Below are 25352 nucleotides of genomic sequence, written 5' to 3'. Positions count from 1 at the left end.
CGCTCCATATTGCATGACAGATCGGAGACATTGATGACCGCTACCGCTACCCAGTCTGCCAAGCCGCCGCACCTTTTCTGGACCCTGGCGGAAGGCCGGGCGGTGGTCGAGCTGGGAGCGTTCTACGCCTTTCGTGGCGCGCTCTCGATGCTGCCCAGGGGGGATGGGCACAGCGTGCTGGTGCTGCCCGGCTTCCTCGCCAGCGACCGCTCGACCAAGCCGATGCGCAACCTGCTGACCAGCCTGGGCTATGACGCGCATGGCTGGGACATGGGCCGCAATATCCGGATCGACAACGCGCGCGAGACGCAGATGAACGATCTGCTCCACGGCATTCACGAACAGTCGGGCCGCAAGGTTTCGATCATCGGCTGGAGCCTCGGCGGGGTGTTTGCCCGCGAGATTGCCAAGAACGCGCCGGACAAGGTCCGCCAGGTCATTTCGCTCGGCAGCCCGATTTCCAACGACCGCGGGCACACCAATGCGCGTAAGCTGTTCGACAGGCTCAACGGCCCCGAACCCGAGCCGCTGCAGCAGGGGCGCTTCCGCAATCTCGATGAAGCTCCCCCGGTTCCGACGACATCGATCCTGACCAAGACCGACGGCATTGTTGCATGGCGTGGATCGGTGCAGAAACCCGGCCCGCAGACCGACAATATCGAGGTGATCGCCAGCCATTGCGGCCTGGGCGTCAACCCGATGGTGATGTACGCCATCGCCGACCGCCTGGCGCTGCCCGAGGACGACTGGAAGCCGTTCGAGCGTTCAGGCTGGCGTTCCGCAGTGTTCGGATCGATCAAGCACGATTGACACCGGCGATGATCTGATTCGCCGCCAGTCGCCCGGTCTGGGCCGCGCCGTTCATGTAGCCGGTGTGGCTGTCGGACAGATGTTCGCCGGCAAACAGGATGGCTCCCGATGGTAGCGGCGCGGTCACCTTGCCATCGTCGTCCTCGCTCCAGAAATGCGCGGCGTAGCGGGTGAGCTGACCCGGCAGGAAGCGCGAATAGGCGCCCTGCGCGTACGGGTCGGCGGCCCATGCGGTGCGGCGCAGCGTGCGGGCGGCAAGGCCGGGGACGGCCGGGGCGATCTCGCGTTCGCAGGCGCGCAGGATGCCTTCGGGGCCCAGATCCTGCAGGCCCGAGACCTGCGATCCGCCAAAGAACCAAGTCAGCACGCCCTCCGGCACGGAATCCTGGCCCGCGCTCGCGCCCCAGAATTCGCTGAACAGCCCCGGCTCGCCGGTCCGCGCCGCCCACGCCGCGCCGCCTGCGCCCACCAGCGGCTCCCAGGGACGGGTGGCATAGCCGGCGTTGATCTTCTCGTTGCGGCCGCAACTGAACTCCTGGGTCAGCGACTGCCACGCGGGCGGAAGGGTGTCGCCGAAATCGATGGTGCGCAGGATCTGTGCGGGCACGGTGATGATCACCCGGTCGGCAGTGACGCTCTGCCCGTTGGCGAAGGCGAGCACCAGCGCCTTGCCCTTGCGGCGGACCGACAGCAGCGCGTGCCCGGTCCTGATCCGGTCCATCAGCGGCTCGGCCAGCGCGCGCGGGATGGTCGAGGACCCGCCGGCGAGGCTGTAGCGCTCGTCGCTGCCCGAGATCAGCGCCACGCGGTCATCGGCAATCGCGGGCAGGTTGAAGAACAGCTCGAGCGCGGAAACATCGCCGGGTTCAGAGCCATATTCGGTGCGGATCGTCGCCTCGACCAGCGCGCGGGCGCGCGGTGTCGCGGCGGCACCTGCGCCGTCGAGATACTGGCGCACCGACATTGCGTCGAACCGGGGCGCGTTGCGCTCGAAATCCTCGTCGACCAGCGTGGCATCTGCGGCAATGCGCGCGGCGAGCGGGCGGAACTCGGCGATCAGCACGGCCTCGGATAGCTCCACGCCATCCACGACGAAGCGCTCGCGCGCCACCATCGCGCCGCGGTCGATCAGGCCGATGTTGAAGCGCCTGGCCAACGCAAGGATGTCGGTGTGGTTGGTGTTGACCAGATGCGCGCCGTCCTCGACGTACAGGTTGGTCTCGGGCAGGCCGGTCGAGGTCAGCACCCGCCCACCGATGCGGCCGCGCGCCTCGTAGATCGTCGCATCGAGCCCGGCTGCCACCAGCCGGTCGAGCGCGACCAGCCCGGCCAGCCCTGCGCCGATGATCGCGATGCGCGATGTTCTGCCCGCCGCCGCCAGCGCGCTTCCGTCCCACGCCGAGGCCAGCCCCATCGCGGCCAGACCCGCGAGCACGTCTCGGCGGTTGAGGCCCGGACCATGCCCGGCTTTGGATGTGGATGTTTCGCTCGCCTTGGCGAGCAATTGCCAGAGTATTCCAGTACCGCGCATGATCATGCCCCCCGGTTTCCAGAGGGACACAGGCTAACCTAACGCCCGCGCTGGTCAAGGAATCGCTGTGGATCGCGCACGATTGGGGCTGGACAATGCGGCGCGCCACCCCAAATGGACGCGATCTGAGGAGAGTTGCATGTTGCACAGCATCTGGGGCCAGTTGGCCATCGCCATGTCCGCGCTGGCAGGCACCGCAGCGATCGCGGATGCGCGACGGATGCGCAGGCGCGACTTCGACCGGGTGGGCTTCATGCCCTGGCCGCTGATCCTGATCGTGTCGGCAGTGATCTCCGTGTTCGCCACCGCGATCGCTCTCAAGGGCTATTGATAAGCCGGACGGCTTTTACAGACAGGCTTCCAGATACGCCTGTTCGAAGCCGAACTGCCGCGCCTTTTCGAGCGTATAGGGGCGCAGGCCCGTCGAGCGGTACTCGCCGATGATCTTTCCGTCGGCACCCTCGTCCATGTACTCGAACTTGAACAGCTCCTGGGTGACGATGACCTCGCCCTCCATGCCGATCACTTCGGTGACGTTGGTGACGCGGCGCGAACCGTCGCGCAGACGCTTGACCTGGACGATGATGTCGACCGATTCGGCGATCTGGCGGCTGATCGCTTCCTTGGGGATCTTGATGTCGCCCATCAGGATCATGTTTTCCATACGGCCCAATGCCTCGCGAGGGCTGTTGGCGTGGAGCGTACACATCGATCCATCGTGGCCCGTGTTCATCGCGGCGAGCAGATCGAAGCACTCCGCGCCACGAATTTCGCCGAGGATGATGCGGTCGGGACGCATACGCAGCGCGTTCTTGACGAGATCGCCGATGCTGATCGCGCCCTTGCCCTCGAGGTTGGGCGGGCGGGTTTCGAGCGGAAGCCAGTGCGGCTGTTGCAGGCGAAGTTCGGCGGCGTCTTCGATGGTCAGCACGCGCTCGCCCGGATCGATCATCTTCGACAGCGCGTTGAGCATCGTGGTCTTGCCCGAACCGGTACCGCCCGAGATGACGATGTTGAAGCGGCAGGCACCTGCGATCTTGAGCGCGGTCGCCATCTTCTCCGACATCGCGCCCCAGTCCTTGAGGTTGTCGAGCGTGATCGGCTTTTCGGAAAACTTACGAATCGAGATCGCGGTGCCGCGCAGCGACAGCGGCGGGATGATGACGTTGACGCGGCTGCCGTCCTTGAGACGGGCATCTGCCAGCGGCGTGGTCTGGTCGATGCGGCGGCCGACCTGGTTGACGATGCGCTGCGCAATCTGCAGCAGATGCTCTTCATCGCGGAACTGGATAGGCGCGATGGTGAGCTTGCCCTTCTTTTCGATATAGGTCTGCTCGGGGCCATTGACCATGATATCGGTGATATCCGGATCGTTGAGCAGCTCTTCGAGCGGGCCGAAGCCGAGCAACTCGTCGATCAGCACCTTTTCGAGCGCGAACTGCTCGCGCCGGTTGAGCGTGAGCTTGAGTTCGGCGAGCACCTCAAGGATGATCGGGCGAAATTCCTCGGCCAGCTCGTCCTTGGTCAGCGTGGCGGCAGCTTCAGGATCGACGCGCTCGAGCAGGCGCGGCAGCACCTGTTCCTTGATCTTGTGGACAGAAGCTTCGAAGCCTTCGACCCGCGGGCCCAGATCGGCGACCGAATTGGCGCGATCCGACAGCCGGGTCATCGCCTCGTTCAGCGCAACGCTTTCGGGGGTTTCGTCCAGCATTTCCAGGCTGGGAAGGTCTGCAGAATCGAGGTCGGGGAACTGGTCGCCGCCCATGTCGAGCGACAGGCCCAGTCGCGATTCCGGGGCAGGAGCGGCCGATCCGCCCTTCATCGGGCGCGCGACGCCAAAGCTGGGGCGCGCTCCGGCGCCCATCTGCCCTATTCCGTTTTTCCTGCCAAACGCGCTCATGGTGACCGATTTTCCCGGATTTGCGGACAGATCGAAACATCTGCCGATGACCTACATGGTGAATAGCCCGGAAACTTTGACAATATCCTAACGCCTGGATGGCGAGGGGTTGGCGCAGAACGCCGGGCAGCGGCGATGCGGCTTGCATCGATCCGGATATCGGGCATTAAGCCCGGCAAAAGTTAACAACATCCAAGCAGGCGTGCGCATTGCCCGACAATTCCAGTTCCAAAGCGGAAGGTTCGGCTTCGGCCGACGCCCGGCGCAGCAATGTCGCAGCGGGCATGGCCTATGCGCTGGCCGGGTTTGCGCTGCTGTCGGGCGGCGACGGGCTGATAAAGTCCACCAGCGGCGAATGGCCCGGAATGGCGGTGGCGGCGCTGCGCTTCACCATCGGCGCCGTCGGGCTGGGGATCGTTCTGCTGCTGGTCGAGGGGCGTGAGGGCTTCCGCTTTCCCCTGCCCAGAGTACAGCTGGCGCGCGGGTTCTTCCTGGCGGTCGCCACGCTCACCTTCTTCACCAGCATCTTCCTGATGCCGCTGGCGACCGCGGTGTCGATCCAGTTCATGGCCCCCTTGCTCACCGCTGCGATCTCCGCGCTGCTCTATCGCGAACGGCTCAGCCGGGGCCGCTGGGTGGCGACATTGGTGGCGTTCATAGGCGTGATCATCGTGCTGCGCCCCAGCTTTGCCGAGCTGGGCTGGGCAGCATTGCTGCCGCTGGCGGCGGCGTTCGGGATGAGCGGGCTGATGATGGCCAATGCGCGCGCGGCAGGGTCGGGCAGCGTGCTGCTGATGCAGTTCATCGTGGCGGCCATTGCGGCGCCGATCCTGCTGCTGGCGGCAGCGATCGGCCATTTTTCGGGCTATCCGCCGCTGCAGATCGGCTGGCCGACGCAGCACGTCGTGCTGGTGTGCACCGTGGTCGCGGTCTCCGCCAGCTTTGCGCATATGCTGATCTATACCGCCACTGTGCGCGGATCGGCCGCGGTGGTTGCGCCGATGGTCTATGTCCAGATTCTGGTGGCGATCGGCCTCGGCGTGGTGTTCTATCAGGATTATCCCGATCTGGTGGCGCTGGTCGGAACCGGGATCATCATCGCCAGCGGCATCTATCTGCTGCGCGACGGACGCAAATAGGCACGCCAAAAGGGGTAGGGCTATGGGACTGGCTGGCTGGATCATCGCGATGGCATTGCAGGCGGGTGCCCTGCCGAGCCTGCCCGCGCCGCCATCGCTGCCGTGCTGGATCGAGGGGCGCTGGGTCTCCGAGGAAGCCGAAGGCAAGTGGACCGAGGAGAACTGGACCGGGTGCCGCGCGCAGACCATGCTGGGAACCGGGCGCGGCGGCCGCGCCGATGCGGTCACCAGCTATGAGTTCATGCGCATCGCGCGCAACGAGAATGGCGATCTGATGTTCTACGGATCGCCCTTCGGCAACCCCGCCGCGGCGTTTCGCGCGGTCAGGGCGGGGCCGGCCGAGGTGGTGTTCGTCAACCCCAACCACACATATCCCCAGCGCATCCGTTACTGGATGGAAGACGGGATGCTGCTCGCCGAAGCTTCGATGATCGATGGCAGCAAGCCGCAGGCGTGGCGCTACAAGCGGGTTGCAGTAAAATAGCGCCAGGCGCTTACAGCAGCCATTCAATCGGCAGCGCCCGCCAGAACACCACCTGCATCCGCCGCACCAGCGTGGTGCCGGGGTCGTGGGTGTGGATCACCGTGCCCTCGGGCCGCTCGTCGATCCATTCCAGCTCGCCCCGGGGCGTCAGTCGCACCTGATAGGCGCGCTGGCGCATCGGTTCACTGAACAGCTGCTGCAGCCTTTGCGCCAATGCCGGGCTGTCCATCAGAAAACCCAGCTCGGTGTTGAGGTGCATCGAACGCGGATCGAAGTTGAACGATCCCACGAACAGCCGCTCGCCATCGATGGTGAAGGTCTTGGCGTGCAGCGAGGACCGGCTGGAGCGCGGTAGGCTGCCCAGCACGCCGCTGCGCGGGGAGGGGTGACGCGGCGCATCGCCCTTCATCTCCCAAAGCCGCACGCCCGCGCGCAGCAGCCGCTTGCGGTAGCGCGAATAGCCGGCATGGACCACCGCGACATCGGTCGACGCCAGCGCGTTGGTCAACACGTCGACCGATGCACCGCGCGCCGCGATCGCTTCGAACATCGCCGCGCCCGACCTGGCAGGAACGAAATAGGCGGATACCAGCGCCAGCCGCTGCGTCGTCTCGTCCATGATCGCACCGATCTCGCCGATCGGTGTCCGCGACCTCGGTTCATGGCCCAGCGCCTTGGCGGGATTGTCGCTGATCATCGTCACCGGCACCCAGTCATAATCGAGCGAAGTGTGCGTCAGCGGATCGGCATAGGACAAAGTGTCCACGGCGGCGGCATAGGCTTTGGCAAGCGGGTCGGTCTCCATCATCTGCGCGATCCTGCCCGAGAGGTCATCGAGCGCACCTGGCGTGGCGGCGGGGAGGATCAATGGCGCGGGATAGGAGGAGGCGCTGGTCCAGTAGCGCGCGAAATCCGTCGCCATCTCGGGCACGATCGCCCCGATGGCGAGCACGTCGAGATCGGCGAATTCTGGCTGGTCGCCGGGGCCGAAATATTCATCGCCGATGTTGCGCCCGCCGATTATGGTCATCTGGTTGTCGGCGGTCAGGCTTTTGTTGTGCATCCGCCGGTTGAGCCGGAAAAAGTCGAGCAGATAGCCCATGACCTTGGGCTTGCGGATGACAAAGGGGTTGAAAAGGCGGATTTCGACATTGGGATGGCTTTCCAGCGCCACCAGCTCGTCATCCAGCCTGGCGATGCCGTTGTCGTCGAGCAGCAGCCGGACGGCCACGCCCCGGTCCGCGGCCTGGCGGAGCTCTTCGAGCATCAGCAGCCCTGCGACATCCTCGCGCCAGATGTAATACTGCACGTCGAGATAGCGGTCGGCGGCGCGGATGAGCTTGACCCGCGCGGCATAGGCTCCGCGCGAATCCACCAGCGGGAGGATCCCCGATAGGTCGGGATGCGCGGCCTCGAGCCCGGCAATCGCCTGGCCGATCCGGCTGTCGGGCGTGTCCTGCGGCGGAGGAGCGGGCGGATGCGGTGGCAGGGTGGGCAGCCGGAAGGCGATTCGGAGCACGATCCACACGCCAGCAAGAACGGCGACGGCAATCGCAATCCAGCCGGTGGCGCTCATGATTCCTCGGGCTGGCGAAGGCCCGGCAGCCGCAGCCGCGCCCAGACAGGGAGATGATCCGACGCCAGCGCTGCCAGCCGGCTGGCGTGCACCGCGGCCTGCTCGACCGCCAGATCTGCGGACACGAACATCCGGTCGAGATGCCCCACCGGCCAGCGTGCAGGGAAGCTGGGGCCGGGGCGGACATGCTCGAAATGCCGCACCAGATGCAGTAGGCCCGAAGGCTCGCGCCGCCATTCGTTGAAATCGCCGGTGATCAGCGTCGGTCGTTCCTCGTCCTGAGCGTGGACATGCCCGACCAGCGCCTTGAGTTGGCGCGGGCGCCACAGGCCCGACAGATCGAGATGCGCGCCGACGATGCGCAAGGGGTGGCCGTCGATCGCCAGATCGGCGAGCACCGCGCCGCGCGGCTCGAGCATCGGCAGCTTCAGCCGTTCGCCGCGCAGGATTTCGACCCGTGGGGAAACGAGGATGGCATTGCCGTGCCAGCCGATGCCGTTGCGCGCGGTCGAGACCGGCACCACCTGCCAGCCTGCCTCTGCCACCAGCCCTGCAGGGAGCGCGCTGTGCCGCTCGCCGAGGCGTCGGTCCGCCTCCTGAAGCACAGCGATATCGGCACCTGTCTCAGCCAGCACCCGCATGATCCGTTCGGGGTCGTGCCTGCGGTCGGCGCCGATCGCCTTGCGGATGTTGTAGCTCACGACACCAAAGGTTTCGGGGCTGGCGGCGGTCATGAAATGTCTGGCCTTGGTTGAAACACGGGGTCGGGAGATGGCAGGCGCCGGGTGGGCACCAGAGTTCTATACGATGCGAATAGGCGATTGTTGCGCCGACCGCCAGTTGCAGCCGCGCGGATCATCCCGCAGGCGGCGGTACCAGCCCGATCGCCTGCAGCAGCGCAGCCTGCAGCAGCATCGTCGCCAGCCAATATCCCGCCGCGCTGGCGATGGTCCGGACACTCGCCCTGCCGACCCCCAATGTCACCACCAGCACCGGAAGCACGAACCCGATCCAGATGATGAAGGCGCTGCCCAGCGCCATCGTCCAGGGCGGGGCCTGATCCGGCGCAAGGATCACCGCGCCCGCCAAGATCGCGACAAGCCAGAATTGGGCGAGCAGCGCGGCGATCCCCACGCCGATCGACAGGCGCAGCCCCGATATCCTCGCCCAGGCAACTCCCAGGGCAAGCCCGGCAAGGGTCGCGGCGAAAATGGGAGCGATGTTCAGCCATATATAGATCATGCAGCGCGTGTCCCTTGCAATCCTGCGACCATGCACCAGTTGGCGGCAGATGACGAGAGCACTGGAGACTGCCCGGGTCGCAGTGCAATCCCCGCAATCGTCGGGATTTGCTGCAATGCGGTATTTACATTGGCCCCCCGGCCATTAGGTTGTCATACAGGACTGATCCAGGCGACGGGGGTGGCGGCAGTGGCAATCGATTTCAAGGTCAACGGCAAGCAGGTCAGCGTCGAGGCGGACGCGGACACTCCGCTGCTCTGGGCGCTGCGCGAGGAACTGGAGCTCACCGGCACCAAGTTCGGTTGCGGTATCGCCGCGTGCGGCGCATGCTCGGTGCATGTCGATGGCCAGATCACCCGGTCGTGCAGCGTGCCGATCAGCGACATCGCGGGCAAGTCGGTCACCACGATTGAGGGGCTGAAAAGCGCCGATGGCGCGCTGCACAAGGTGCAGCAGGCGTGGATCGACGCGCAGGTGCCGCAATGCGGCTATTGCCAGTCGGGTCAGATCATGGCCGCAGTGGCGCTGATCGAGGCGACCGGCAGTCCGAGCGATGCGCAGATCGACGAGGCGATGACCAACATCTGCCGGTGCGGCACCTATCCACGCATCCGCAAGGCCATTCTGGCGGCGACCGGTCAGGCCGCAACCGCGCTCAAGGGAGAGGCATGATGGCTGACAATCCCACACCGCACCTCGATGCTCCGCTGGAAGCTGCTCCGCCCAGAAAGAAGAAGGGCATGGTCCGCCGCGCCTTTCTGATCGGTGGCGCGCTGCTGGTCGGCGGCGGGGTCTTCGGCGTCTACTGGAGCGACAGGTCCGCCAATGCCCGCGCCAAGGCGCTTACCGAAACCGGCAACGATCACAATTTCCTTGGCTGGATGAAGATCGCCGAGGACGACACCGTCACCGTCTATTCGCCGCACATCGATTTTGGCCAGGGCACGCACACCGCGCTGGGCCAGATGCTGGCGGACGAGCTCGATGCCGACTGGAGCAGGGTCAGGGTCGAGCAGGCTCCGGCCGATCTAGCCTTTGCCAACAGCGCGCTGGGCAAGGGCTTTCTGGCCGAAATGTCGGGTGCACCCGGCGTGATCAACGCGCTTCCCAACGCGATCATCGGGATGATCGCCCGGTCGATGCCGTTGCAGATCACCGGCGGCTCGTCCGCGGTGCGCTATACCGGGCAGTTCGGCATGCGCACGGTGGGTGCGGCGGTGCGGCTGGCGCTGATCGAGGAGGCCGCCGACCGGCTGGGCGTTCCGGCAAGCGAACTGACCACCGCGGACAGCAAGGTCATCCACGCAGGATCGGGCAAGTCGCTGCGCTATGGCGAACTGGCCGCGGGTGCGGCGGAACGCTCGCTGACGGGCAGCCCCGCGCTCAAGACACGCGACCAGTACAAGCTCATCGGCAAGCCGATTGCACGGCTGGACATCCCCGCCAAGGTAGATGGCAGCGCGGTCTATGGCATCGACCTGGTTCTGCCCGACATGCGCGTCGCGACGATCGCGGCGGCGCCGGTGCGTGGCGGCAAATTGCTCTCGGTCGATGAAAAACCTGCGCTTGGCGTTGCCGGGGTCGAAAAGGTGGTTAAGCTGGACGATGCGGTGATCGTGGTCGCCAAGCGCTACTGGCAGGCACTCAAGGGGCTGAAGGCGCTGAGCCCCAAGTTCTCAGATGGCGGGCACGGCGCGCTGTCGAGCGACACTATCCATGCCGCGCAGGAAAAGCTGCGCACATCGGGCAAGCCCGAGAACGAGGGCGGCAAGGGCGATGTCGATGCCGCATTCGGAGTGGCGGGCGCGAAGACGCTTACCGCCGATTATCGGGTGCCCTTCCTGCACCATGCGATGATGGAGCCGTTCACGCTCACCGGGCACTACAAGGACGGTAAGCTCACTTTGTGGGGCGGTCTGCAGGACCCGCTGTCGACCCGCGTGCGTGCGGCCAAGGCGGCCGGGATCGATGTCGATGCCGTCGTCTTCAACCCCATGCTGATGGGTGGCGGCTTCGGGCGCCGCTTCCCCGATGTCACCGAGATCATCGATCAGGTTGCGCTGCTCGCCAAGCAGCTGCCTTATCCGGTCAAATTGGTGTGGAGCCGCGAGGAAGAGGTGCGGCACGGCACCTATCGCCCGCAATCCTCGGCTCAGCTCAAGGCGACTTTGGGCAAGGACGGCAAGATCAGCGCGTGGCGCACCGATTATGTGCAGAGCGGCGATGCCGAGGGCGAGACGAGCTTCATCTACGCCATCCCCGCAACCTCGCGGAGGCATTTCAGCTATCAGTCGAACCAGCGTGACGGGCCTTGGCGCTCGGTCAATTCGACCCAGATCGGCTTCTACAACGAAAGCTTCATCGACGAACTGGCACAGGCGGCAGGCGAGGACCCCTATCAGTTCCGCCGCAAGCATCTGCCCGCGGATTCGCGGCATCTCAAGGTGCTCGACACCGTCGCCAAGCGTGCCGGATGGGGCAGCCCGCTGCCCGAGGGTGTCGGGCGCGGGATTGCCATCGTCGAGAGCTTCGGCACGATCGTCGCCGAGGTGATCGAGGCGACGGTGCGCGAGGATGGCAGCCCCCAGGTGCTCAAGGCGTGGGCGGTGGTCGATTGCGGCACCACGGTCAATCCGCTCAATGCCGAGGCGCAGATCGCAGGCGGCATGGTGATGGGCCTTTCATCGGCGATCGGCGAGGCAATCACCATCGACAAGGGCGCGGTGGTGCAGAGCAATTTCAACGATTACAATATCCTGAAGCTCGCAGGCGCGCCTGCCGTGATCGATGTGCATTTCATCGAGAGCGGGGCGAAGATGGGCGGGATCGGCGAGCCCGGCGTGCCACCGGCATCGCCAGCGCTGGCCAATGCACTGTTCGCCGCGACCGGCAAGCGCATCCGCACATTGCCGCTGATGACACAGGCCAAGGCCTGACCGGGCGCGGCTGACATGCTGCAGGGCTGGGGCGCGCTGATCCTCGCGGCGGGCGCCGGGCGGCGCTTTGGCGGGTACAAGCTGCTCGCCGATCTGGGCGGTGCGCCGGTGATCCGCCGCACAACCGAGGCGGTGCTGGCGGCAGGGTTCGGCGATGTCGTGGTGGCGACCGGGGCCGAGCATGCGCGGATCGACGCCGCGCTCCAGGGGCTGTCCTGCCGCATCGTTCCGACCCCTGGCTGGGAAGAGGGCATGGCCGCCTCGATCCGCACCGGCAGCGCCGCGCTGGCGTCGTGCAGGTCAGGGTTATTCGTGTTTCTGGGCGATATGCCGCTGGTGCCTGCGCATCTTGGAGCCCAACTGGCGGAGATCGCCATTCAGGCTGGCTATGCCGCGCGGCCTGTGGTCAAGGACAAGCCCGGCCATCCGGTGTGCTTTGTGGGGGAGGCGGTGCGCGACCTTGCGTTGCTGAAAGGCGATCAGGGGGCAGCGTTCGGTCTCAGGCAGCGCAGCGATATCGGCTATCTGCCGACCGACGATATCGGCGCGATCCTCGACATCGATTCGCCCGAGGATTTGCTAGCGGCCGAGCGCGCATGGAACTCGCGCGTCACGTCGGCGACCAGCGACAGCGCGATATCGCGAGGCGCCTTGCCGAAGCCCTGAAGCCCGATCGGCGCGTGCAGCCTGGCGATGGCGGTTTCGCCCACGCCATGGCCGCGCAATTTGTCGCGCCGCATCTCCAGCCGCGCGCGTGCGCCGATGGCGCCGACGTAGAACGCATCCGACTTGAGCGCGTACGCCAGGCCTTGCTCGTCGTCCTCGCGGTCGTGCGACATCACCGCGACTGCGGTCCAGCGGTCGAGGCCGATTGCGTCGAGCGCATCCGCCGGGGCACTGCGCTGATAGCCGATGCCGTCGAACGGGGCTGCCTCAGGGCCATTGGGTGTGACCAGCACGACATCCAGCCCCATCTGCCGCGCCAGGCCGGCGCTCGCCAGCGCCGAGGCATCTTCGCCGATGATCACCAGCCGCAGCGTCGGCTCGAACAGTTTGGCGAAGCGCGATCCATCCCAGGCCCGGGCGGGTGCATCACCGCCAGGCCGCGCAGCGCGCACGCGCCCGTCGCTCGACCACAGCACCGGCGTGCGCTCGGCAAAGCCGCTGAGCAGTGTCGCGACCGCTGGGTCGCTTGTCGCCAGCGGTTCGACCAGCACCAGGATCCCCGATCCACAGGCCAGCTTGATGTCAATCCACGGGCTGCCCTCGCCATAGCGCAGCAGCCTGGGTGCGCCATCGGCCATCGCCGCGCGGCCATGGGCCGCAACATCAGCCTCGATGCACCCGCCCGACAGAAAGCCCCAGTGATGGTCTTCGGTGATCAGCATCTGCGCGCCAATGTCGCGCGGCGCTGGACCGGATATCTCGACCAGTGTCGCGATGGCGCACATCGCGGAACGATCGCGCTCGGCCAGCAGCGGCTGCCGGATGTCGTCGATTTCGGCTGCCAGCCGCCATTGGCTCATCGCGCGCCCGTCCTTAGCCGCGCTGCAGCAGCATGTCGGCCATCGCATCGATGATCGCCTCGCTATCGAGCCTGTAGGTGCGATAGAGATCGGGCAGGTCGCCGGTCTGGCCGAAGCGATCGGTGCCCAGCGGGCTGACGCGATGGCCGTGCACACCGCCCAGCCACGAGAGCGCCGAAGGCGAACCATCAAGCACCGTGACCAGACCCGCATCGGGACCGAGCGCGCCCAGCAGCCGCTCGATATGGCTCGGCCCCTGCGCCTTGCCGGTCCAGCGCGCCGCTCGCTGGGCGGACCAGTCGCGGTGCAGCCGGTCGGGCGATGTCACGGCAAGCAGCCCGAGTCCGGGAATGTCGTCGCTGAGCGCTTCCCACGCCGCCATAGCCTCGGGCGCCACCGCGCCGCAAAAGGCGATCGCGGCTTCCGCCGCGCCCGAAGGTTCGCGCAGCCAATAAGCGCCCGCGATTGCGTCATCCTCCCATGCCCTGCTGTCGCGCGCGACCTGCTCGATCACCCGTGTGGTGAGCCGCAGATAGACCGAGCTGCCGCCATCCGCCTGCATGTGCCTGAAGGCCCAGCCCATCATCAGCGCGACCTCGTCGGCAAACGCCGGTTCGAAGCTCTCCAGCCCCGGCTGGCCCATGCCGATCAGCGGCGTGTTGATCGACTGGTGCGCGCCGCCTTCACCTGCCAGCGTGATGCCCGAAGGCGTGCCGACCAGCAGAAAGCGCGAATCCTGATAGCAGCCATAATTGAGCGCATCGAGCCCGCGCGCGATGAAGGGATCATACACCGTCCCCACCGGCATCAGCCGGGTGCCGAAATGCGGTGCGGCAAGCCCCAGCGCTGCGAGCGCGAGGAAGAAGTTGTTCTCGGCAATCCCCAGCTCGATATGCTGGCCTGCGCGGTGCGCCGACCATTTCTGCGCGCTGGGGATCTTCACCCGCTGGAACACATCGGCAAGCTCCTGTCGCCGGAACAGCCCGCGCTGGTTGACGAACGCGCCAAGGTTCGTGGTCTGCGTAACGTCGGGCGCGGTGGTGACAAGCCGGTCGGCGAGCGGCTCGCTCGACTTGGCCAGATCGTGCAGCACCTTGCCGAACGCCGCCTGCGTCGATTGCTCCGCACCTTCGGGTACGGGCAGACGATCGGGGAGGGGGATCGCAGGCGCGGCATGCTCGGCCTGTTTGCGCGCGATCGGGCTGCTGTCGACGAACGCCTGCAGCGTGGCCGCAAGATTGTCGCCCAGCCCTGACCATTTGCCCCATTCCTCGCCCGGCGCGATTGCCAGATCATCGCGCAGGCTTTCGATCTGGCCGGTGTTCATCATGCCCGAATGGTTGTCCTTGTGCCCCGCGAGCGGGAGGCCATAGCCCTTGACGGTATAGGCGATCAGCAGCGTGGGCCGCTCATCATCCATGCTGTCGAACGCGTCCAGCAGGGTTTCGATGCAATGCCCGCCCAGATTGGTCATCAGCCGGGCAAGCTCGGCATCGTCGAACGATCCGAGCAGGTCGGCCACGCCGCGCTTCTTGCCGATGTCGTGCATCAGCCGCTCGCGCCACGCCGCTCCGCCGAGATAGGTCAGGGCGGCAAAATCGGCGTTGGGGCAAGTCTCGATCCAGTCCTCCAGCGCCTTGCCGCCGGGGCGCTTGAACGCGGCGCGCTGCAGCTTGCCGTGCTTGAGCGTGACGACGCGCCAGCCGCAGGTCTCGAAGATATCGTCGAAGCGGCGGAACATGCGGTCAGCGGTGGTCGCATCGAGCGACTGGCGGTTGTAATCGACCACCCACCAGCAGTTGCGCAGATCGTGCTTGTAGCCCTCGATCAGGCATTCGTAGATATTGCCCTCGTCGAGCTCGGCATCGCCCATCAGCGCGATCATCCGGCCCGATTGCTCCTCGCGCATCTGGCCGTGCGCGATTAGATAATCCTGCACCAGCGACGAAAAGGCGGTGACCGCAACCCCAAGGCCCACCGATCCGGTCGAAAAATCCACTGGGATGCTGTCCTTGGTGCGCGAGGGGTAACTCTGCACCCCGCCAAGCCCGCGGAAGCGCTCCATCTTCTCGCGGGTCTGCTCGTCCAGCAGATAATGGATGGCGTGGAGCACGGGCCCGGCATGCGGCTTGACCGCGACCTTGTCCTGCGGGCGCAGAGCATGGAAATACAGCGCCGCCATGATCGCAGTCATCGATGCGCAGCTTGCCTGGTGCCCGCCGACCTTGAGCCCGTCGCGTTTCTCGCGCAGCGTGTTGGCGTTGTGGATCATCCACGACGACAGCCAGCGCAGCCTTTGCTCGATCTGGGTCAGCAGCTCGACGGTCTCGGCGCGGCTGTGCTGCACTGGGGTGTCGGCGGCGAGGGGGAGGGTAGGCATTCGCGGGAGAACCTTCCGATGGGCGAGGCTAATGGGCCAGGGAACAAGGCCTGATGCTATATCGTCTGCGCGCTGCAGATTGCTAGGCTGGAATGGCCTTTGCGCACCCCAAGCGCGAAATGTGCAGCGGCGGCAGCTAGCGTCCCTTGACATTCGGGCCATGCGACCGACCTCTTGAAGCGTGTCGATCGGCACCAGCGGGCTTGGGCATGCGCAAGGGCGATACGCGATGGGCAAACAGAACACCGGCGAGTTCATCGACCAGATCATTCACACCACCGCCAGCGACGGCAAGAGCATCTGCATCCGCTCGATCCGCAGCAGCGATGCCGAGCAGATGCGCGAGGGCATCGCGCACCTTTCCACCCAATCGCGTTATCTGCGCTTCTTCTCGCTGCAGCCGATGCCTTCGGACAGCGTCATCGCGCGGCTGGTCGACGCCGACGGGCACGACCACATCGCGTGGGGCGCGATCCATCTGGATGGGGCGGACAATCCGGCTATCGGCGCGGTGCACGCGATCCGCAGCACCGATGAGCAAAGGTCGGGCGAGTTTTCGGTCGCGATCCTCGATGATTATCACGGCATCGGGCTGGGACGGATGCTGACCGCGGTGCTGCTGATCAACTGCTGCGCCGAGCAGTTGCAGGTGCTCGACATCCAGACGCTGGCGGAAAACCACGCAGCGATCGGCTTCATCCGCTCGATCGGCGGCGAGCTCAAGCAATGGGACGGCGGGGTGCAGGACTATGTGCTCGAGGTGAAGCCCGCGATCGCCAAGCTGCGCGAGACCAGCGACCTGCAGGGAATTCGCGACATCTTCAAGGCGCTCGACCAGTATCTCTGATCGGTACGCGCACCGCGCGCGGGTCAGCGCGGGGCGTTGCCCATCATTTCGCCGAGGCGCACCGGCCGTTCGGGTGTCCAGTCCGGGTTGAGCGCGACCGCACCCGGGCGGAAAAGCATGATCACCGTCGATCCCAGCAGGAAGCGGCCCATCTCCTCGCCCTTGGCAAGCGTGATCGCCTGATCGGTGTAGTCCCATTGCGAGGGCCTGCCGGTGCGCACCGCGTTGACCACACCGTGCCAGGGTGTCGCCATGCTGCCCACCACGGTCGCGCCGACCAGCACCATCACGAACGGCCCATGTTCGGGCGAATCGAACACGCACACCACGCGCTCGTTGCGCGCGAACAGATTGGGCACCCCGCGTGCGGTGACCGGGTTTACCGAATAGAGCGCGCCGGGAACATGGATCATCCGCACCAGCCTGCCGTCGCAGGGCATGTGCAGCCGGTGATAGTCGCGCGGCGAGAGGTAGAGGTTCGCAAAGCGGCCGTGGCGGAACTGCTCTGCCAGGGTCGCATCGCCGCCAACCAGATCGGTGATGGTATAGCGGTGACCCTTGGCCTGGACGATGTGATGATCGTCGATATCGCCCAGCTGGCTGATCGCGCCATCGACCGGACAGACGAAATCGGCCGCTGCCAGCGGGCGCACGCCCGGGCGCAGCGGGCGGGTGAAGAAGTCGTTGAAGCTGGCGTAGCTTGCGATATCGGGGTTCTCGGCCTCGCTCATGTCGACCCGGTAGCGGGCGACGAACCAGCGGATCAGCCGGGTGGTCGCGCCGCCGCCGCGCGCTCCGGCGACGCGCCCGGCAAGCGTGGTGACCAGCTGCTTGGGAAGCAGGTGCTGGAACAGGATGCTCAGGCGATCGGACATGCACCGACCTGTGTGCGAAAAACCGCTTCAGGTCCAGTCACTGCGCGCCGCAGGTGCGCTCAATCGAGCCCGAGCTTGCGCAGCACGCGATAGCCTAACGACTTGAACGCGTTGTTCACCGGATAGCGCCGCGGCGGGGAAGGGTTGAGGCCGAACCGGCGCAGCACGCTGTTCATCGCGTGCGCATCGGTTTCGGCATAGCTCCATTCCGATCGCCAGGTGATCGAGAGCGAGATCGAGGGCCTGTCGCCATTGCGGACGTAATGCGGCGACATGACGGGAACGAAGATCGCCTGGCCGGGCTCCAGCCGGTAATCGGTACCGTGCAGCGCGAAGGCATCGTCCCAGGGCAGGTTGCGCGGGCCGCCACCCGAGTGATACGCCTCATGCGCCTCAGGCGCGGCAAAGCGCGGATCGCCTGCGGGGAACACGGTCATCGTCTTCCAGCCGCGCAGCTGCAGCAGGATGTTGTGCTCGGGATCGAAATGATAGGGGGTCATTGATCCGGGTGACGAGACGAAGATGAAGCCTTCGGGCCGCAGCATCTCACCGGTCGTCCCTTTGGTGACGTCCTCAAGCTCGCCCAGCAGCGTCAACAGCAAATCGCGATAGGCGGGGATCTGCTCTATGTTCTTGAGTACGCACCAGCTGTTGGCGCTGTCGATGCTGCGGATCGTCTCGCCGATGCTCATGCCGTTCGAGGGCACGTCTTCAGGGCGGATGCCGATTGGCAGGTCGCCGCGATTGTACTCGAGCGACTTTTCGGGCAGCAATTCCCCCAGCAGCGCCAAAGCTTCCAGATCGAGCAGCGGGTGCTGCAACAAACAGTGGCTGAGCACGTGCGGGGTTTCTGGATAGCACAGCGCAAAGCGCGCCTTGGCATCGCCGGTGAACACCGAACCGGTCAGCGCGCCAGCAAAATGGTCCGGATGGGGCTGGTCAGTCATCATCATTCTCCACGGAATGGGAAGGCTTGGGATCGCCCCCGGCGGCGGCGCGGCGGCGGTCCATGAAACGTTCGCCCTGGCGGAACAGGCCGAACAGGGCAGGGCGGCCATAGCCCTTGAGCGCCACCGACACCCGCGCGACATGGCGGCGTTCAGCCCATAGGCTGTCGATCATGGGATGGCCCTCGGCAGCGCAACTGTCCATCCAGGCGAGGCCATAGTCCTTGAGGATGTCGAGATTGTCGATCTGCAGCAGCACCCCGGGCGAGAAGCGGGCATATTCCTCGGCAAAGGCGGTCTTGAACGAAAAGCCGCCCGGCGGGCTGAGGAAATTGACCAGCATCGCGATCGCTTGCCCGTCGAGCCGCATCGCAATGAGGTGCAGCCGTCCGGCTTGATGCGCGGCACGCGCCGCCTCGCGAAACAGCGCGAGAGTCTCCGCCATGTCGGCGAGCGCCGAGCCGTTGCGGCCTTTCCAGCCCGATTGCTCCAGCGCCAGGAATTCGTCCAGCCAGGCGTTGAGACCTTCGGTATCGCAACCCTGGACGGTCTCGACCTTGCCCAGCTCTGTCAGCCGGTTGCGCAACCGCGCGAGCTCCTTGCGCTTCTTCTTGCGCACCACCTGCTCGTAATAAGTCTGTCCGTCCAGCGTGGTCGCCAGCATCGCGCGCTCCTCGGCCAGCGCGATGGCGCAGGCGCGTTTCTGCCGCGCGCACACTTGCTCCAGCGCGGCAAACACCGGGCCGTCGGTTGCGATGCCATAGAGGTGGAGGAACAGCCCCGCGCCGGGGGCGCGGTCCAGATCGGCGAGAATTGCCTGCCAGAATGCGCTCTCATGCCCTGGCCGCACCAGAGGCGTGCCGAGGAAGCAGTTGGGGTGGCGCCAGTTCTGGCTGTGCGGCACAGGCCAGCGGCCATAATGCTTCTCGCGCGCGATCGGCATCAGGCCGCACAATTGGCCATCGACATGCAGCGCGGCGATCTGCGCGCGGCGCAGCGCATCGCAATGCGCGATGGCCGGGACCAGAAACTCGGGAGCGTGAAAGACATTGGGCTCGCTGGCTGCATCGGCGAGCAGGCGCCAGCTGCGCAGAAACGCCGCATCCAGCGCGGCAGGGTCGAGCATCGTCAGACGCACCGCGCCTGCATCCGCCGGGGCGGGTGTCGATGCGGCCATGACCAAGCCCTGATCCATGCGGCTAAAGCAGTCCTGTATCAGTCCGCAACATTCACGGACCCCCCGGGGATGCTATAGGCCCAGACATCGAAACAACAGCTTAAGTGCATTGGTTAACCCGTTAAGCGTGTGCGGCGAGCATGTCGCGGCGCTGCGGGCAAGAAAAAGCCCCGCCGGAATGGACCGGCGGGGCGAGTTGTCGTTCGACTGGAGAGGCTAACGCAAGCCTCAGCCCGCTGCAAGCGCCGCGAGCAGAAGCAAGGCCACGATGTTGGTGATCTTGATCATCGGATTGACCGCAGGCCCGGCGGTGTCCTTGTACGGATCACCCACGGTGTCGCCGGTGACCGCCGCCTTGTGCGCATCCGATCCCTTGCCGCCATGATGGCCATCCTCGATGTACTTCTTGGCATTGTCCCATGCGCCGCCGCCCGAGGTCATCGAGAGGGCAACGAACAGGCCGGAGACGATCACGCCCAGCAGCAGAGCGCCCAGCGCGGCAAAGCCGTTGGCCTGGCCTGCCACGGCGGTGATCACGTAGTATACCACGATCGGCGCGAGCACCGGCAGCAGCGAGGGGATGATCATCTCCTTGATCGCAGCCTTGGTGACCAGATCGACCGTGCGGGCGTAATCCGGCTTCGAGGTGCCCAGCATGATGCCGGGATTGGTGCGAAACTGCTCGCGCACTTCCTCGACCACCGCACCTGCGGCACGGCCCACTGCGGTCATGCCCATCGCTCCGAACAGATAGGGCAGCAACGCGCCCAGCAGCAGTCCGACGATGACATACGGGTTGGAGAGCGAGAAATCGACCGGCACATCAGGGAAGAACTCCTTGAGGTCGGTCGTATACGCGCCGAACAGCACCAGAGCGGCAAGCCCGGCCGAACCGATGGCATAGCCCTTGGTCACGGCCTTGGTGGTGTTGCCCACCGCATCGAGCGCATCGGTCTTTTCACGCACGCTGTCGTCCAGCCCCGCCATTTCGGCGATGCCGCCTGCGTTGTCGGTTACCGGACCATAAGCGTCCAGCGCAACGACCATGCCCGCGAGCGCGAGCATCGCGGTTGCGGCAAAGGCGATGCCGACGACCCCTGCCAGTTGATGCGCGACGATCACCGCGACGACGATCAGCAGCGTCGGCAGCGCGGTCGCCTCGAGGCTGATCGCCAGACCCTGGATGACGTTGGTGCCGTGCCCGGTTTCCGATGCCTTGGCGATCGAGCGCACCGGACGGTAGTTGGTCCCGGTGTAGTATTCGGTGATCCAGATGATCAGCCCGGTAACGCCCAGGCCGACCAGCATCGTGAGATACAGGTCCATGCCGGTGAAGGTCTGGGTGATCACGCCCTCTTCGGGCTTGAGCGAATAGGCGCTGCCCATGCCGATGATGGCATCGGTGACGAAATACAGCCCGATGGCCGAGAGCACCGCGGTGACCGCAAAGCCCTTGTACATCGCGCCCATGATCGAGTTGGACGATCCCAGCCGGACGAAATAGGTGCCGATGATCGAGGTGATGATGCAAAGCCCGCAGATGCCGAGCGGAAGGCCGACCAGCGGCAGCAAGGCCGTATCGTCACCTGCAACCAGCAGCGCAATCGCGACCATGGTAACGCCGATGGTGACGACATAGGTTTCGAAAAGGTCGGCGGCCATCCCGGCGCAGTCGCCGACATTGTCGCCGACGTTATCGGCGATGACGGCGGGGTTGCGCGGGTCATCCTCGGGAATTCCGGCCTCGACCTTGCCGACGAGGTCGGCGCCGACGTCTGCGGCCTTGGTGAAGATGCCGCCGCCCAGTCGCGCGAAGATCGAGATCAGCGAGGCGCCGAAAGCGAGTGCGACGAGACCGTTGACGATGTTGCGGTCTTCGGGATCGCTCAGGCCATGGCCCGCGATCGCGTAGAGATAATAGAAATAACCTGCAGTGGCGAGCAATCCTAGCCCAGCCACGAGCATGCCGGTGATCGCGCCCGCCCGGAACGCAAGCGTGAGGCCGGCCTGCAGCGAGACGCTGGCGGCTTGCGCGGTGCGCATGTTGGCGCGGACCGAGATATTCATGCCGATATAGCCTGCCACGCCCGAGAGCACCGCGCCCAGCAGAAAGCCGATGGCGGAAACGGGATTGCCGAACTTGTCGAGAAGCGCCCAGACGAGCGCGAGCACGACGACTCCAACGATGGCGATGGTGCGATACTGGCGGCCGAGATAGGCCTGTGCGCCTTCCTGGATGGCGGCGCCGATTTCCTGCATTCTTGCGTTGCCAGGTGACTGGCTGAGGACCTGGCGGCTGGTGATGATACCGTACAGAACTGCAACCACCCCACACAGGATGGCTATCAAAACAACATTCATGCGTCGCTCCCCCAAAAAAGCGAAGGCCTGTTGGCCAAGGTCGGTGATCACCGCGCCCTTCACATGAACGTCAGCGTCCCGGCGCATAGGTATAAGCGGGGTTTGCGGGGGCGCAACTTAATAAAGTTAGTGAGGATCGGCGGCTTCAGCCGTGCAGCCAACCAAGTTTTGCCGGCAGGTCGACCGGCATTCCGTTCCAGCTGATCGTGAGGCCCGAGCCCTCGGCAAAGCCTCCGACACGTACGGCCGGCACCGGCAGATGCGCCTGTCTATCGGCGGCGAAAAGCAGTTGATAATCATCGCCTCCGGTGGCCGCTGAAAGCGCTGCGTCCTGGTCCGCCGCGAACGCCGCGACGAAATCCTGGGACAGCGGCACCTTGGCCAGATCGACATTGACGCCCAGCCCCGAAGCGTCTGCCATCCGCGCGGCATCGATCAGCAGCCCGTCGGACACGTCCATCATCGCGTGGGCGATCTGCGCCAGCGCGCGGCCGTCGGCGATGCGGGCCTGCGGGCGGCGATAGGCGCTGATCAGCGAGCGGGGTTCGGTCCTGCCCGCCTGCAGCAGTTGCAGCCCGGCCCAGCCATCGCCGATGGTGCCGGTGACGAACAGTCCGTCGCTTGCCAGCGCGCCGGAGCGCGAGGGCGGCACCGGCACCGATGGCAGCCCGATCGCGGTCAGCGAGAGCACGCGCGGCGCGCCTGCCGCCGCGCTGATCGTGTCGCCGCCGATCAGCAGCATGCCGTAATGGTCAAGCGCTTCGCCCAGCCCCTGAACAAACGCGCTGTCCCACGCGGCATCACCGCTGAGCGTGTGCCCGGTGAGGCAGGCAAGCGGGGTGGCGCCCTTGGCGGCAAGATCGGAGACGTTTACCGCCACCAGCTTCCACGCGACATCGGCAGGCGGGTCATCGGGGAGGAAATGCACGCCCTGGGCGAGCATGTCCTTGGTCAGGACGAGGGACTGCTTGCCGATGGTCAGCACCGCTGCATCGTCGGCCAGCCCCCGCGCTGCCGGATCGGTCCCGATGCTGCGGAGAAGGTCGATATAGGCGGGCTCGGTGGTCAAGATCGACCAACCTTGCCTCTTTCGTCACCCTCGCGCAGGCGTAGGTCCCGCTTCTTCGTCAGGTTCACGCAGAAGCGGGCTTCCCGCATTCGCGGGAATGACAGGGAGTGGCCGTTAAGCCCGCACATCTTTGGCGATCGCGTCGAGCAGCCCGTTGGCAAAGCGCGTGTCCTTGGCATCGAAGAACGCGTGCGCGACATCGAGATATTCGTTGATCACACTGCCCACCGGCACATCGGGCCGCGCCAGCAGCTCATACGCGCCCGCGCGCAGGATCTGGTGCAGCGTGCGGTCGAGCCGGGTCAGCGACCAGCCGCTGGCGAGCTTGGCCTCGATCAGCCCGTCGATCTCGACCAGCCGCGCGGTGGTGCCCTGCACGATGTCGTCGAAGAAATCGACATCCGCATCGGCATACTGATCGTCTTCGATTTCCGCGCCCAGCCGGTGCATGTGGAATTCGTGCAGCAGCTGCGCGATGGGCGTTTCCTCCATCGTGTGCTGGTACAGCGCCTGGACCGCGGCAAGCCGCGCGGCGGAACGGGATTGGGATTTCGGGTTCATCTGGGTTCCATCATGTCAGGCGGCGCCGGACGCTGTCGGCATGCGCGGGCAGGCCCTCCATCTCGGCGAGCGCGACCGCAGCCGGGCCGATGGCCTGCAGCCCCTCGCGGCCCAGTTCGATAAAGCTGGTGCGCTTCATGAAATCGAGCACCGAAAGGCCCGACGAAAAACGCGCGCGCCGCCCGGTGGGCAACACATGGTTGGGCCCGGCGACGTAATCGCCCACGGCCTCCGGCGTCAGGCGGCCGAGAAACACCGAACCGGCGTGACGGACCTTGTCGAACAGCGCCTGCGGATCGTCCACCGCCAGCTCCAGATGCTCGGCTGCCAGCCGGTTGACCAACGGCATCGCGTCTTCAAGGCTCTCGACGACAATGATCGCGCCATTGTCTTCCCACGCTTTGGTTGCGACCTTTTCGGTCGAAAGCTGGGTCAGCTGCACGCCGACCAGATCAGCGACGATATCGGCAAAGCCCGCATCGTCGGTGAACAGGATCGACTGGCTGGTCGGATCATGCTCGGACTGGCTGAGCAGATCAGCGGCGATCCATTCAGGGTCGCTCTTGTTGTCCGAGACGACAACGATTTCCGAGGGACCTGCCACCATGTCGATACCGACGACGCCATAAAGCTGGCGCTTGGCCTCTGCCACCCACGCGTTGCCGGGGCCGGTGATGACATCGACCGCGCGGATCCTTTCGGTGCCGAAGGCGAGCGCGGCGACGGCTTGTGCGCCGCCGATGCGCCAGATTTCATCGACGCCTGCCAGATGCGCCGCAGCCAGCACCAGCGGGTTGACCGCGCCCTTGGGGGTTGGAGTCACCACCACCAGCCGCTCTACCCCTGCGACCTTGGCGGGGATGGCGTTCATCAGCAGCGAAGACGGATAGGCCGCGCGCCCTCCGGGAACGTACAATCCCGCGGCGTCGACCGCGCTCCACCGCGCGCCCAGGCGCACACCTGCGGCATCGGTGTAATCGCGGTTCTCGGGCAATTGCGCCTCGTGATAGGCGCGAATGCGGGCAGCGGCCAGATCGAGCGCGGCGCGCAACTCGTCGCTCAGCGCCGCATAGGCTGCCGCGCATTCCTCCTTGCCGATGCTCCAGGCCCCGCCTGAAAGGCTGTGGTCGTCGAAGCGCTTGGTGTACTCCGCCAGTGCCGCATCGCCGCGTGCCTTTACGTCGGCGATGATCGCGCTGACATCGCGGCTGACTTCTATATCGCTCTCACGCCGTCCGCGCACGAGCTTGTCGAACGCTTTGCCAAAGTCCTTGTCGCGGGTGGAAAGCCTGAGCGTCATGCCGCCTGCCTCTGTTCGGCCGCAAGATCGCGGAAGGCGGACATCAGCGGACCCAGGCGCGCGTGATCCTTCTTGAGCGCGGCGCGATTGACGATCAGCCGGGCGGAAACCTGGGTGATCACCTCGGTTTCAACCAGGCCATTGTCTTTGAGAGTCCGGCCCGATTCCACCAGATCGACGATCTGCCGCGCCAGACCCAGCGAGGGGGCGAGCTCCATCGCGCCGTTCAGCTTGACGCACTCGGCCTGCACGCCCTGCCGCTCGAAATGGCGGCGGGTGATATTGGGGTATTTGGTGGCGACGCGGATGTGCGACGGGCGGGGTTGCGATGCGCCTGCTTCATCGACAGGCTCTGCCACCGAAAGGCGGCAATGGCCGAAATTGAGGTCGACCGGGGCGTACAGGTCCGAATAATCGAACTCATCAATCACGTCCGATCCGACGATGCCGATCTGCGCTGCGCCATGTGCCACGAAGGTTGCGACATCGAAGGCGCGCACGCGGATGATGTCCATGTCCGCGCGATTGGTGCGGAATCGCAGCGAGCGGTTCTTGGGATCGTGGAACTCCGCCGCAGGCTCTATTCCCACCCGCGCGAGCACGGGCAGCGCATCGTCGAGGATTCGCCCCTTGGGGATTGCAAAGATCAGCGTGTCGGCCATGGTGGCGGCATGTAGGGGCAAGCAGGCCA

At 65.7% G+C, this 25352-nt stretch carries 22 protein-coding genes and 1 pseudogene; 8 read left to right on the top strand and 15 right to left on the bottom strand.

The features are described from left to right. The first annotated feature begins 33 nt into the window (after nt 1-33). On the top strand, nt 34-810 hold the full coding sequence (locus BSY18_RS08260; protein ID WP_069050273.1) for an esterase/lipase family protein: 777 nt from the start codon (nt 34-36) through the stop codon (nt 808-810). Here the strand turns inward: BSY18_RS08260 and BSY18_RS08255 are convergent. Next, nucleotides 797-2341, bottom strand: coding sequence for a flavin monoamine oxidase family protein (locus BSY18_RS08255; RefSeq protein ID WP_069050272.1), 1545 nt, complete (start codon nt 2339-2341; stop codon nt 797-799). The two genes, BSY18_RS08260 and BSY18_RS08255, sit on opposite strands and share 14 nt — an antisense overlap. A 139-nt stretch (nt 2342-2480) precedes the next feature. Here BSY18_RS08255 and BSY18_RS08250 point away from each other — a divergent pair, with 139 nt between their 5' ends. Continuing rightward, nucleotides 2481-2672, top strand: a complete 192-nt coding sequence (locus BSY18_RS08250; protein WP_069050271.1) for a hypothetical protein — start codon at nt 2481-2483, stop codon at nt 2670-2672. Nucleotides 2673-2687: 15 nt separating this feature from the next. On the opposite strand, the gene BSY18_RS08245 is transcribed toward BSY18_RS08250, so the two are convergent. Beyond that, nucleotides 2688-4241 (bottom strand): CpaF family protein, encoded by a 1554-nt coding sequence (locus BSY18_RS08245; protein WP_054134622.1) that lies wholly within the window; start codon nt 4239-4241, stop codon nt 2688-2690. Between the two features lie 209 nt (nt 4242-4450). On the opposite strand from BSY18_RS08245, the gene BSY18_RS08240 reads away from it, so the two are divergent. After that, nucleotides 4451-5380 carry a DMT family transporter gene (locus BSY18_RS08240; RefSeq protein WP_236823484.1) on the top strand — a complete coding sequence of 310 codons (930 nt, stop codon included), beginning with the start codon at nt 4451-4453 and terminating at the stop codon, nt 5378-5380. A 22-nt stretch (nt 5381-5402) separates the two neighbouring features. Beyond that, on the top strand, nt 5403-5864 hold the full coding sequence (locus BSY18_RS08235) for a DUF6265 family protein (protein WP_069050270.1): 462 nt from the start codon (nt 5403-5405) through the stop codon (nt 5862-5864). Between the two features lie 10 nt (nt 5865-5874). Here BSY18_RS08235 and BSY18_RS08230 read toward each other — a convergent pair whose 3' ends face one another. The 3 genes from BSY18_RS08230 to BSY18_RS08220 all read right to left on the bottom strand — a co-directional run bounded on the left by BSY18_RS08230 (nt 5875) and on the right by BSY18_RS08220 (nt 8682). Next, the gene (locus BSY18_RS08230) at nt 5875-7440 is read right to left on the bottom strand and encodes a phospholipase D family protein (protein ID WP_069050269.1); all 1566 of its coding nucleotides are present in this window, start codon (nt 7438-7440) and stop codon (nt 5875-5877) included. After that, nucleotides 7437-8174, bottom strand: coding sequence for an endonuclease/exonuclease/phosphatase family protein (locus BSY18_RS08225; RefSeq protein ID WP_069050268.1), 738 nt, complete (start codon nt 8172-8174; stop codon nt 7437-7439). Before BSY18_RS08225 ends, BSY18_RS08230 begins: the two co-directional genes overlap by 4 nt. A 121-nt stretch (nt 8175-8295) precedes the next feature. Beyond that, the gene (locus BSY18_RS08220; protein WP_069050267.1) at nt 8296-8682 is read right to left on the bottom strand and encodes a hypothetical protein; all 387 of its coding nucleotides are present in this window, start codon (nt 8680-8682) and stop codon (nt 8296-8298) included. Between the two features lie 180 nt (nt 8683-8862). Between BSY18_RS08220 and BSY18_RS08215 the strand changes: the two genes are divergently transcribed. The 3 genes and pseudogenes from BSY18_RS08215 to BSY18_RS21400 form a co-directional block, all read left to right on the top strand. Further along, nucleotides 8863-9354, top strand: coding sequence for a (2Fe-2S)-binding protein (locus BSY18_RS08215; RefSeq protein WP_369814838.1), 492 nt, complete (start codon nt 8863-8865; stop codon nt 9352-9354). Then, on the top strand, nt 9351-11618 hold the full coding sequence (locus BSY18_RS08210) for a xanthine dehydrogenase family protein molybdopterin-binding subunit (RefSeq protein ID WP_083231372.1): 2268 nt from the start codon (nt 9351-9353) through the stop codon (nt 11616-11618). The genes BSY18_RS08215 and BSY18_RS08210 overlap by 4 nt, the downstream gene beginning before the upstream one ends. A 15-nt stretch (nt 11619-11633) precedes the next feature. Next, nucleotides 11634-12113 (top strand): annotated as a pseudogene (locus BSY18_RS21400) (nucleotidyltransferase family protein); the annotation flags it as partial. A 26-nt stretch (nt 12114-12139) separates the two neighbouring features. On the opposite strand, the gene BSY18_RS08205 reads toward BSY18_RS21400, so the two are convergent. Next, the gene (locus tag BSY18_RS08205; RefSeq protein WP_069050266.1) at nt 12140-13144 is read right to left on the bottom strand and encodes an XdhC family protein; all 1005 of its coding nucleotides are present in this window, start codon (nt 13142-13144) and stop codon (nt 12140-12142) included. A 13-nt stretch (nt 13145-13157) separates the two neighbouring features. After that, a complete protein-coding gene (locus tag BSY18_RS08200) occupies nt 13158-15524 on the bottom strand; it encodes a transketolase (RefSeq protein ID WP_069050265.1) in 2367 nt (788 codons plus the stop codon). 181 nt (nt 15525-15705) lie between these two features. Between BSY18_RS08200 and BSY18_RS08195 the strand changes: the two genes are divergently transcribed. Then, complete coding sequence (locus BSY18_RS08195) at nt 15706-16371, top strand: GNAT family N-acetyltransferase (protein WP_236823483.1); 666 nt, start codon at nt 15706-15708, stop codon at nt 16369-16371. Nucleotides 16372-16394: 23 nt separating this feature from the next. Here BSY18_RS08195 and asd read toward each other — a convergent pair whose 3' ends face one another. The 8 genes from asd to hisG form a co-directional block, all read right to left on the bottom strand. After that, a complete protein-coding gene (asd, locus tag BSY18_RS08190; RefSeq protein WP_069050264.1) occupies nt 16395-17246 on the bottom strand; it encodes an archaetidylserine decarboxylase in 852 nt (283 codons plus the stop codon). 59 nt (nt 17247-17305) lie between these two features. Further along, nucleotides 17306-18193, bottom strand: coding sequence for a cupin-like domain-containing protein (locus BSY18_RS08185; protein WP_069051796.1), 888 nt, complete (start codon nt 18191-18193; stop codon nt 17306-17308). Further along, nucleotides 18186-19388 carry a GNAT family N-acetyltransferase gene (locus BSY18_RS08180; RefSeq protein WP_069050263.1) on the bottom strand — a complete coding sequence of 401 codons (1203 nt, stop codon included), beginning with the start codon at nt 19386-19388 and terminating at the stop codon, nt 18186-18188. Before BSY18_RS08180 ends, BSY18_RS08185 begins: the two co-directional genes overlap by 8 nt. A 210-nt stretch (nt 19389-19598) precedes the next feature. Then, nucleotides 19599-21731, bottom strand: coding sequence for a sodium-translocating pyrophosphatase (locus tag BSY18_RS08175; RefSeq protein WP_069051795.1), 2133 nt, complete (start codon nt 21729-21731; stop codon nt 19599-19601). A gap of 145 nt (nt 21732-21876) precedes the next feature. Beyond that, on the bottom strand, nt 21877-22800 hold the full coding sequence (gene thiL / locus BSY18_RS08170; protein ID WP_069050262.1) for a thiamine-phosphate kinase: 924 nt from the start codon (nt 22798-22800) through the stop codon (nt 21877-21879). Between the two features lie 114 nt (nt 22801-22914). Continuing rightward, the gene (gene nusB / locus BSY18_RS08165; protein ID WP_069050261.1) at nt 22915-23361 is read right to left on the bottom strand and encodes a transcription antitermination factor NusB; all 447 of its coding nucleotides are present in this window, start codon (nt 23359-23361) and stop codon (nt 22915-22917) included. Between the two features lie 10 nt (nt 23362-23371). After that, the gene (gene hisD / locus BSY18_RS08160) at nt 23372-24661 is read right to left on the bottom strand and encodes a histidinol dehydrogenase (protein WP_069050260.1); all 1290 of its coding nucleotides are present in this window, start codon (nt 24659-24661) and stop codon (nt 23372-23374) included. Then, the gene (gene hisG, locus BSY18_RS08155; RefSeq protein WP_069050259.1) at nt 24658-25323 is read right to left on the bottom strand and encodes an ATP phosphoribosyltransferase; all 666 of its coding nucleotides are present in this window, start codon (nt 25321-25323) and stop codon (nt 24658-24660) included. The genes hisD and hisG overlap by 4 nt, the downstream gene beginning before the upstream one ends. Between the last annotated feature and the right edge of the window lie 29 nt (nt 25324-25352).

Origin of the sequence: Blastomonas sp. RAC04, assembly GCF_001713435.1 — a bacterium.
Classification (GTDB): domain Bacteria; phylum Pseudomonadota; class Alphaproteobacteria; order Sphingomonadales; family Sphingomonadaceae; genus Blastomonas; species Blastomonas fulva.
The sequence above is the reverse complement of the archived record's forward strand: the minus strand, read 5'-3'. Positions and strand labels throughout refer to the sequence as shown.

What these genes read in the sequence shown, in the direction of transcription:
- BSY18_RS08210 (WP_083231372.1), top strand. Translation starts at nt 9,351, where the DNA reads ATGATGGCTGACAATCCCACACCGCACCTCGATGCTCCGCTGGAAGCT.
- BSY18_RS08245 (WP_054134622.1), bottom strand. Translation starts at nt 4,241, where the DNA reads ATGAGCGCGTTTGGCAGGAAAAACGGAATAGGGCAGATGGGCGCCGGA.
- BSY18_RS08230 (WP_069050269.1), bottom strand. Translation starts at nt 7,440, where the DNA reads ATGAGCGCCACCGGCTGGATTGCGATTGCCGTCGCCGTTCTTGCTGGC.
- BSY18_RS08200 (WP_069050265.1), bottom strand. Translation starts at nt 15,524, where the DNA reads ATGCCTACCCTCCCCCTCGCCGCCGACACCCCAGTGCAGCACAGCCGC.
- BSY18_RS08250 (WP_069050271.1), top strand. Translation starts at nt 2,481, where the DNA reads ATGTTGCACAGCATCTGGGGCCAGTTGGCCATCGCCATGTCCGCGCTG.
- hisD (WP_069050260.1), bottom strand. Translation starts at nt 24,661, where the DNA reads ATGACGCTCAGGCTTTCCACCCGCGACAAGGACTTTGGCAAAGCGTTC.
- BSY18_RS08235 (WP_069050270.1), top strand. Translation starts at nt 5,403, where the DNA reads ATGGGACTGGCTGGCTGGATCATCGCGATGGCATTGCAGGCGGGTGCC.
- BSY18_RS08255 (WP_069050272.1), bottom strand. Translation starts at nt 2,341, where the DNA reads ATGCGCGGTACTGGAATACTCTGGCAATTGCTCGCCAAGGCGAGCGAA.
- BSY18_RS08180 (WP_069050263.1), bottom strand. Translation starts at nt 19,388, where the DNA reads ATGGATCAGGGCTTGGTCATGGCCGCATCGACACCCGCCCCGGCGGAT.
- hisG (WP_069050259.1), bottom strand. Translation starts at nt 25,323, where the DNA reads ATGGCCGACACGCTGATCTTTGCAATCCCCAAGGGGCGAATCCTCGAC.
- BSY18_RS08205 (WP_069050266.1), bottom strand. Translation starts at nt 13,144, where the DNA reads ATGAGCCAATGGCGGCTGGCAGCCGAAATCGACGACATCCGGCAGCCG.
- BSY18_RS08260 (WP_069050273.1), top strand. Translation starts at nt 34, where the DNA reads ATGACCGCTACCGCTACCCAGTCTGCCAAGCCGCCGCACCTTTTCTGG.
- BSY18_RS08225 (WP_069050268.1), bottom strand. Translation starts at nt 8,174, where the DNA reads ATGACCGCCGCCAGCCCCGAAACCTTTGGTGTCGTGAGCTACAACATC.
- BSY18_RS08220 (WP_069050267.1), bottom strand. Translation starts at nt 8,682, where the DNA reads ATGATCTATATATGGCTGAACATCGCTCCCATTTTCGCCGCGACCCTT.
- BSY18_RS08185 (WP_069051796.1), bottom strand. Translation starts at nt 18,193, where the DNA reads ATGACTGACCAGCCCCATCCGGACCATTTTGCTGGCGCGCTGACCGGT.
- nusB (WP_069050261.1), bottom strand. Translation starts at nt 23,361, where the DNA reads ATGAACCCGAAATCCCAATCCCGTTCCGCCGCGCGGCTTGCCGCGGTC.
- BSY18_RS08175 (WP_069051795.1), bottom strand. Translation starts at nt 21,731, where the DNA reads ATGAATGTTGTTTTGATAGCCATCCTGTGTGGGGTGGTTGCAGTTCTG.
- asd (WP_069050264.1), bottom strand. Translation starts at nt 17,246, where the DNA reads ATGTCCGATCGCCTGAGCATCCTGTTCCAGCACCTGCTTCCCAAGCAG.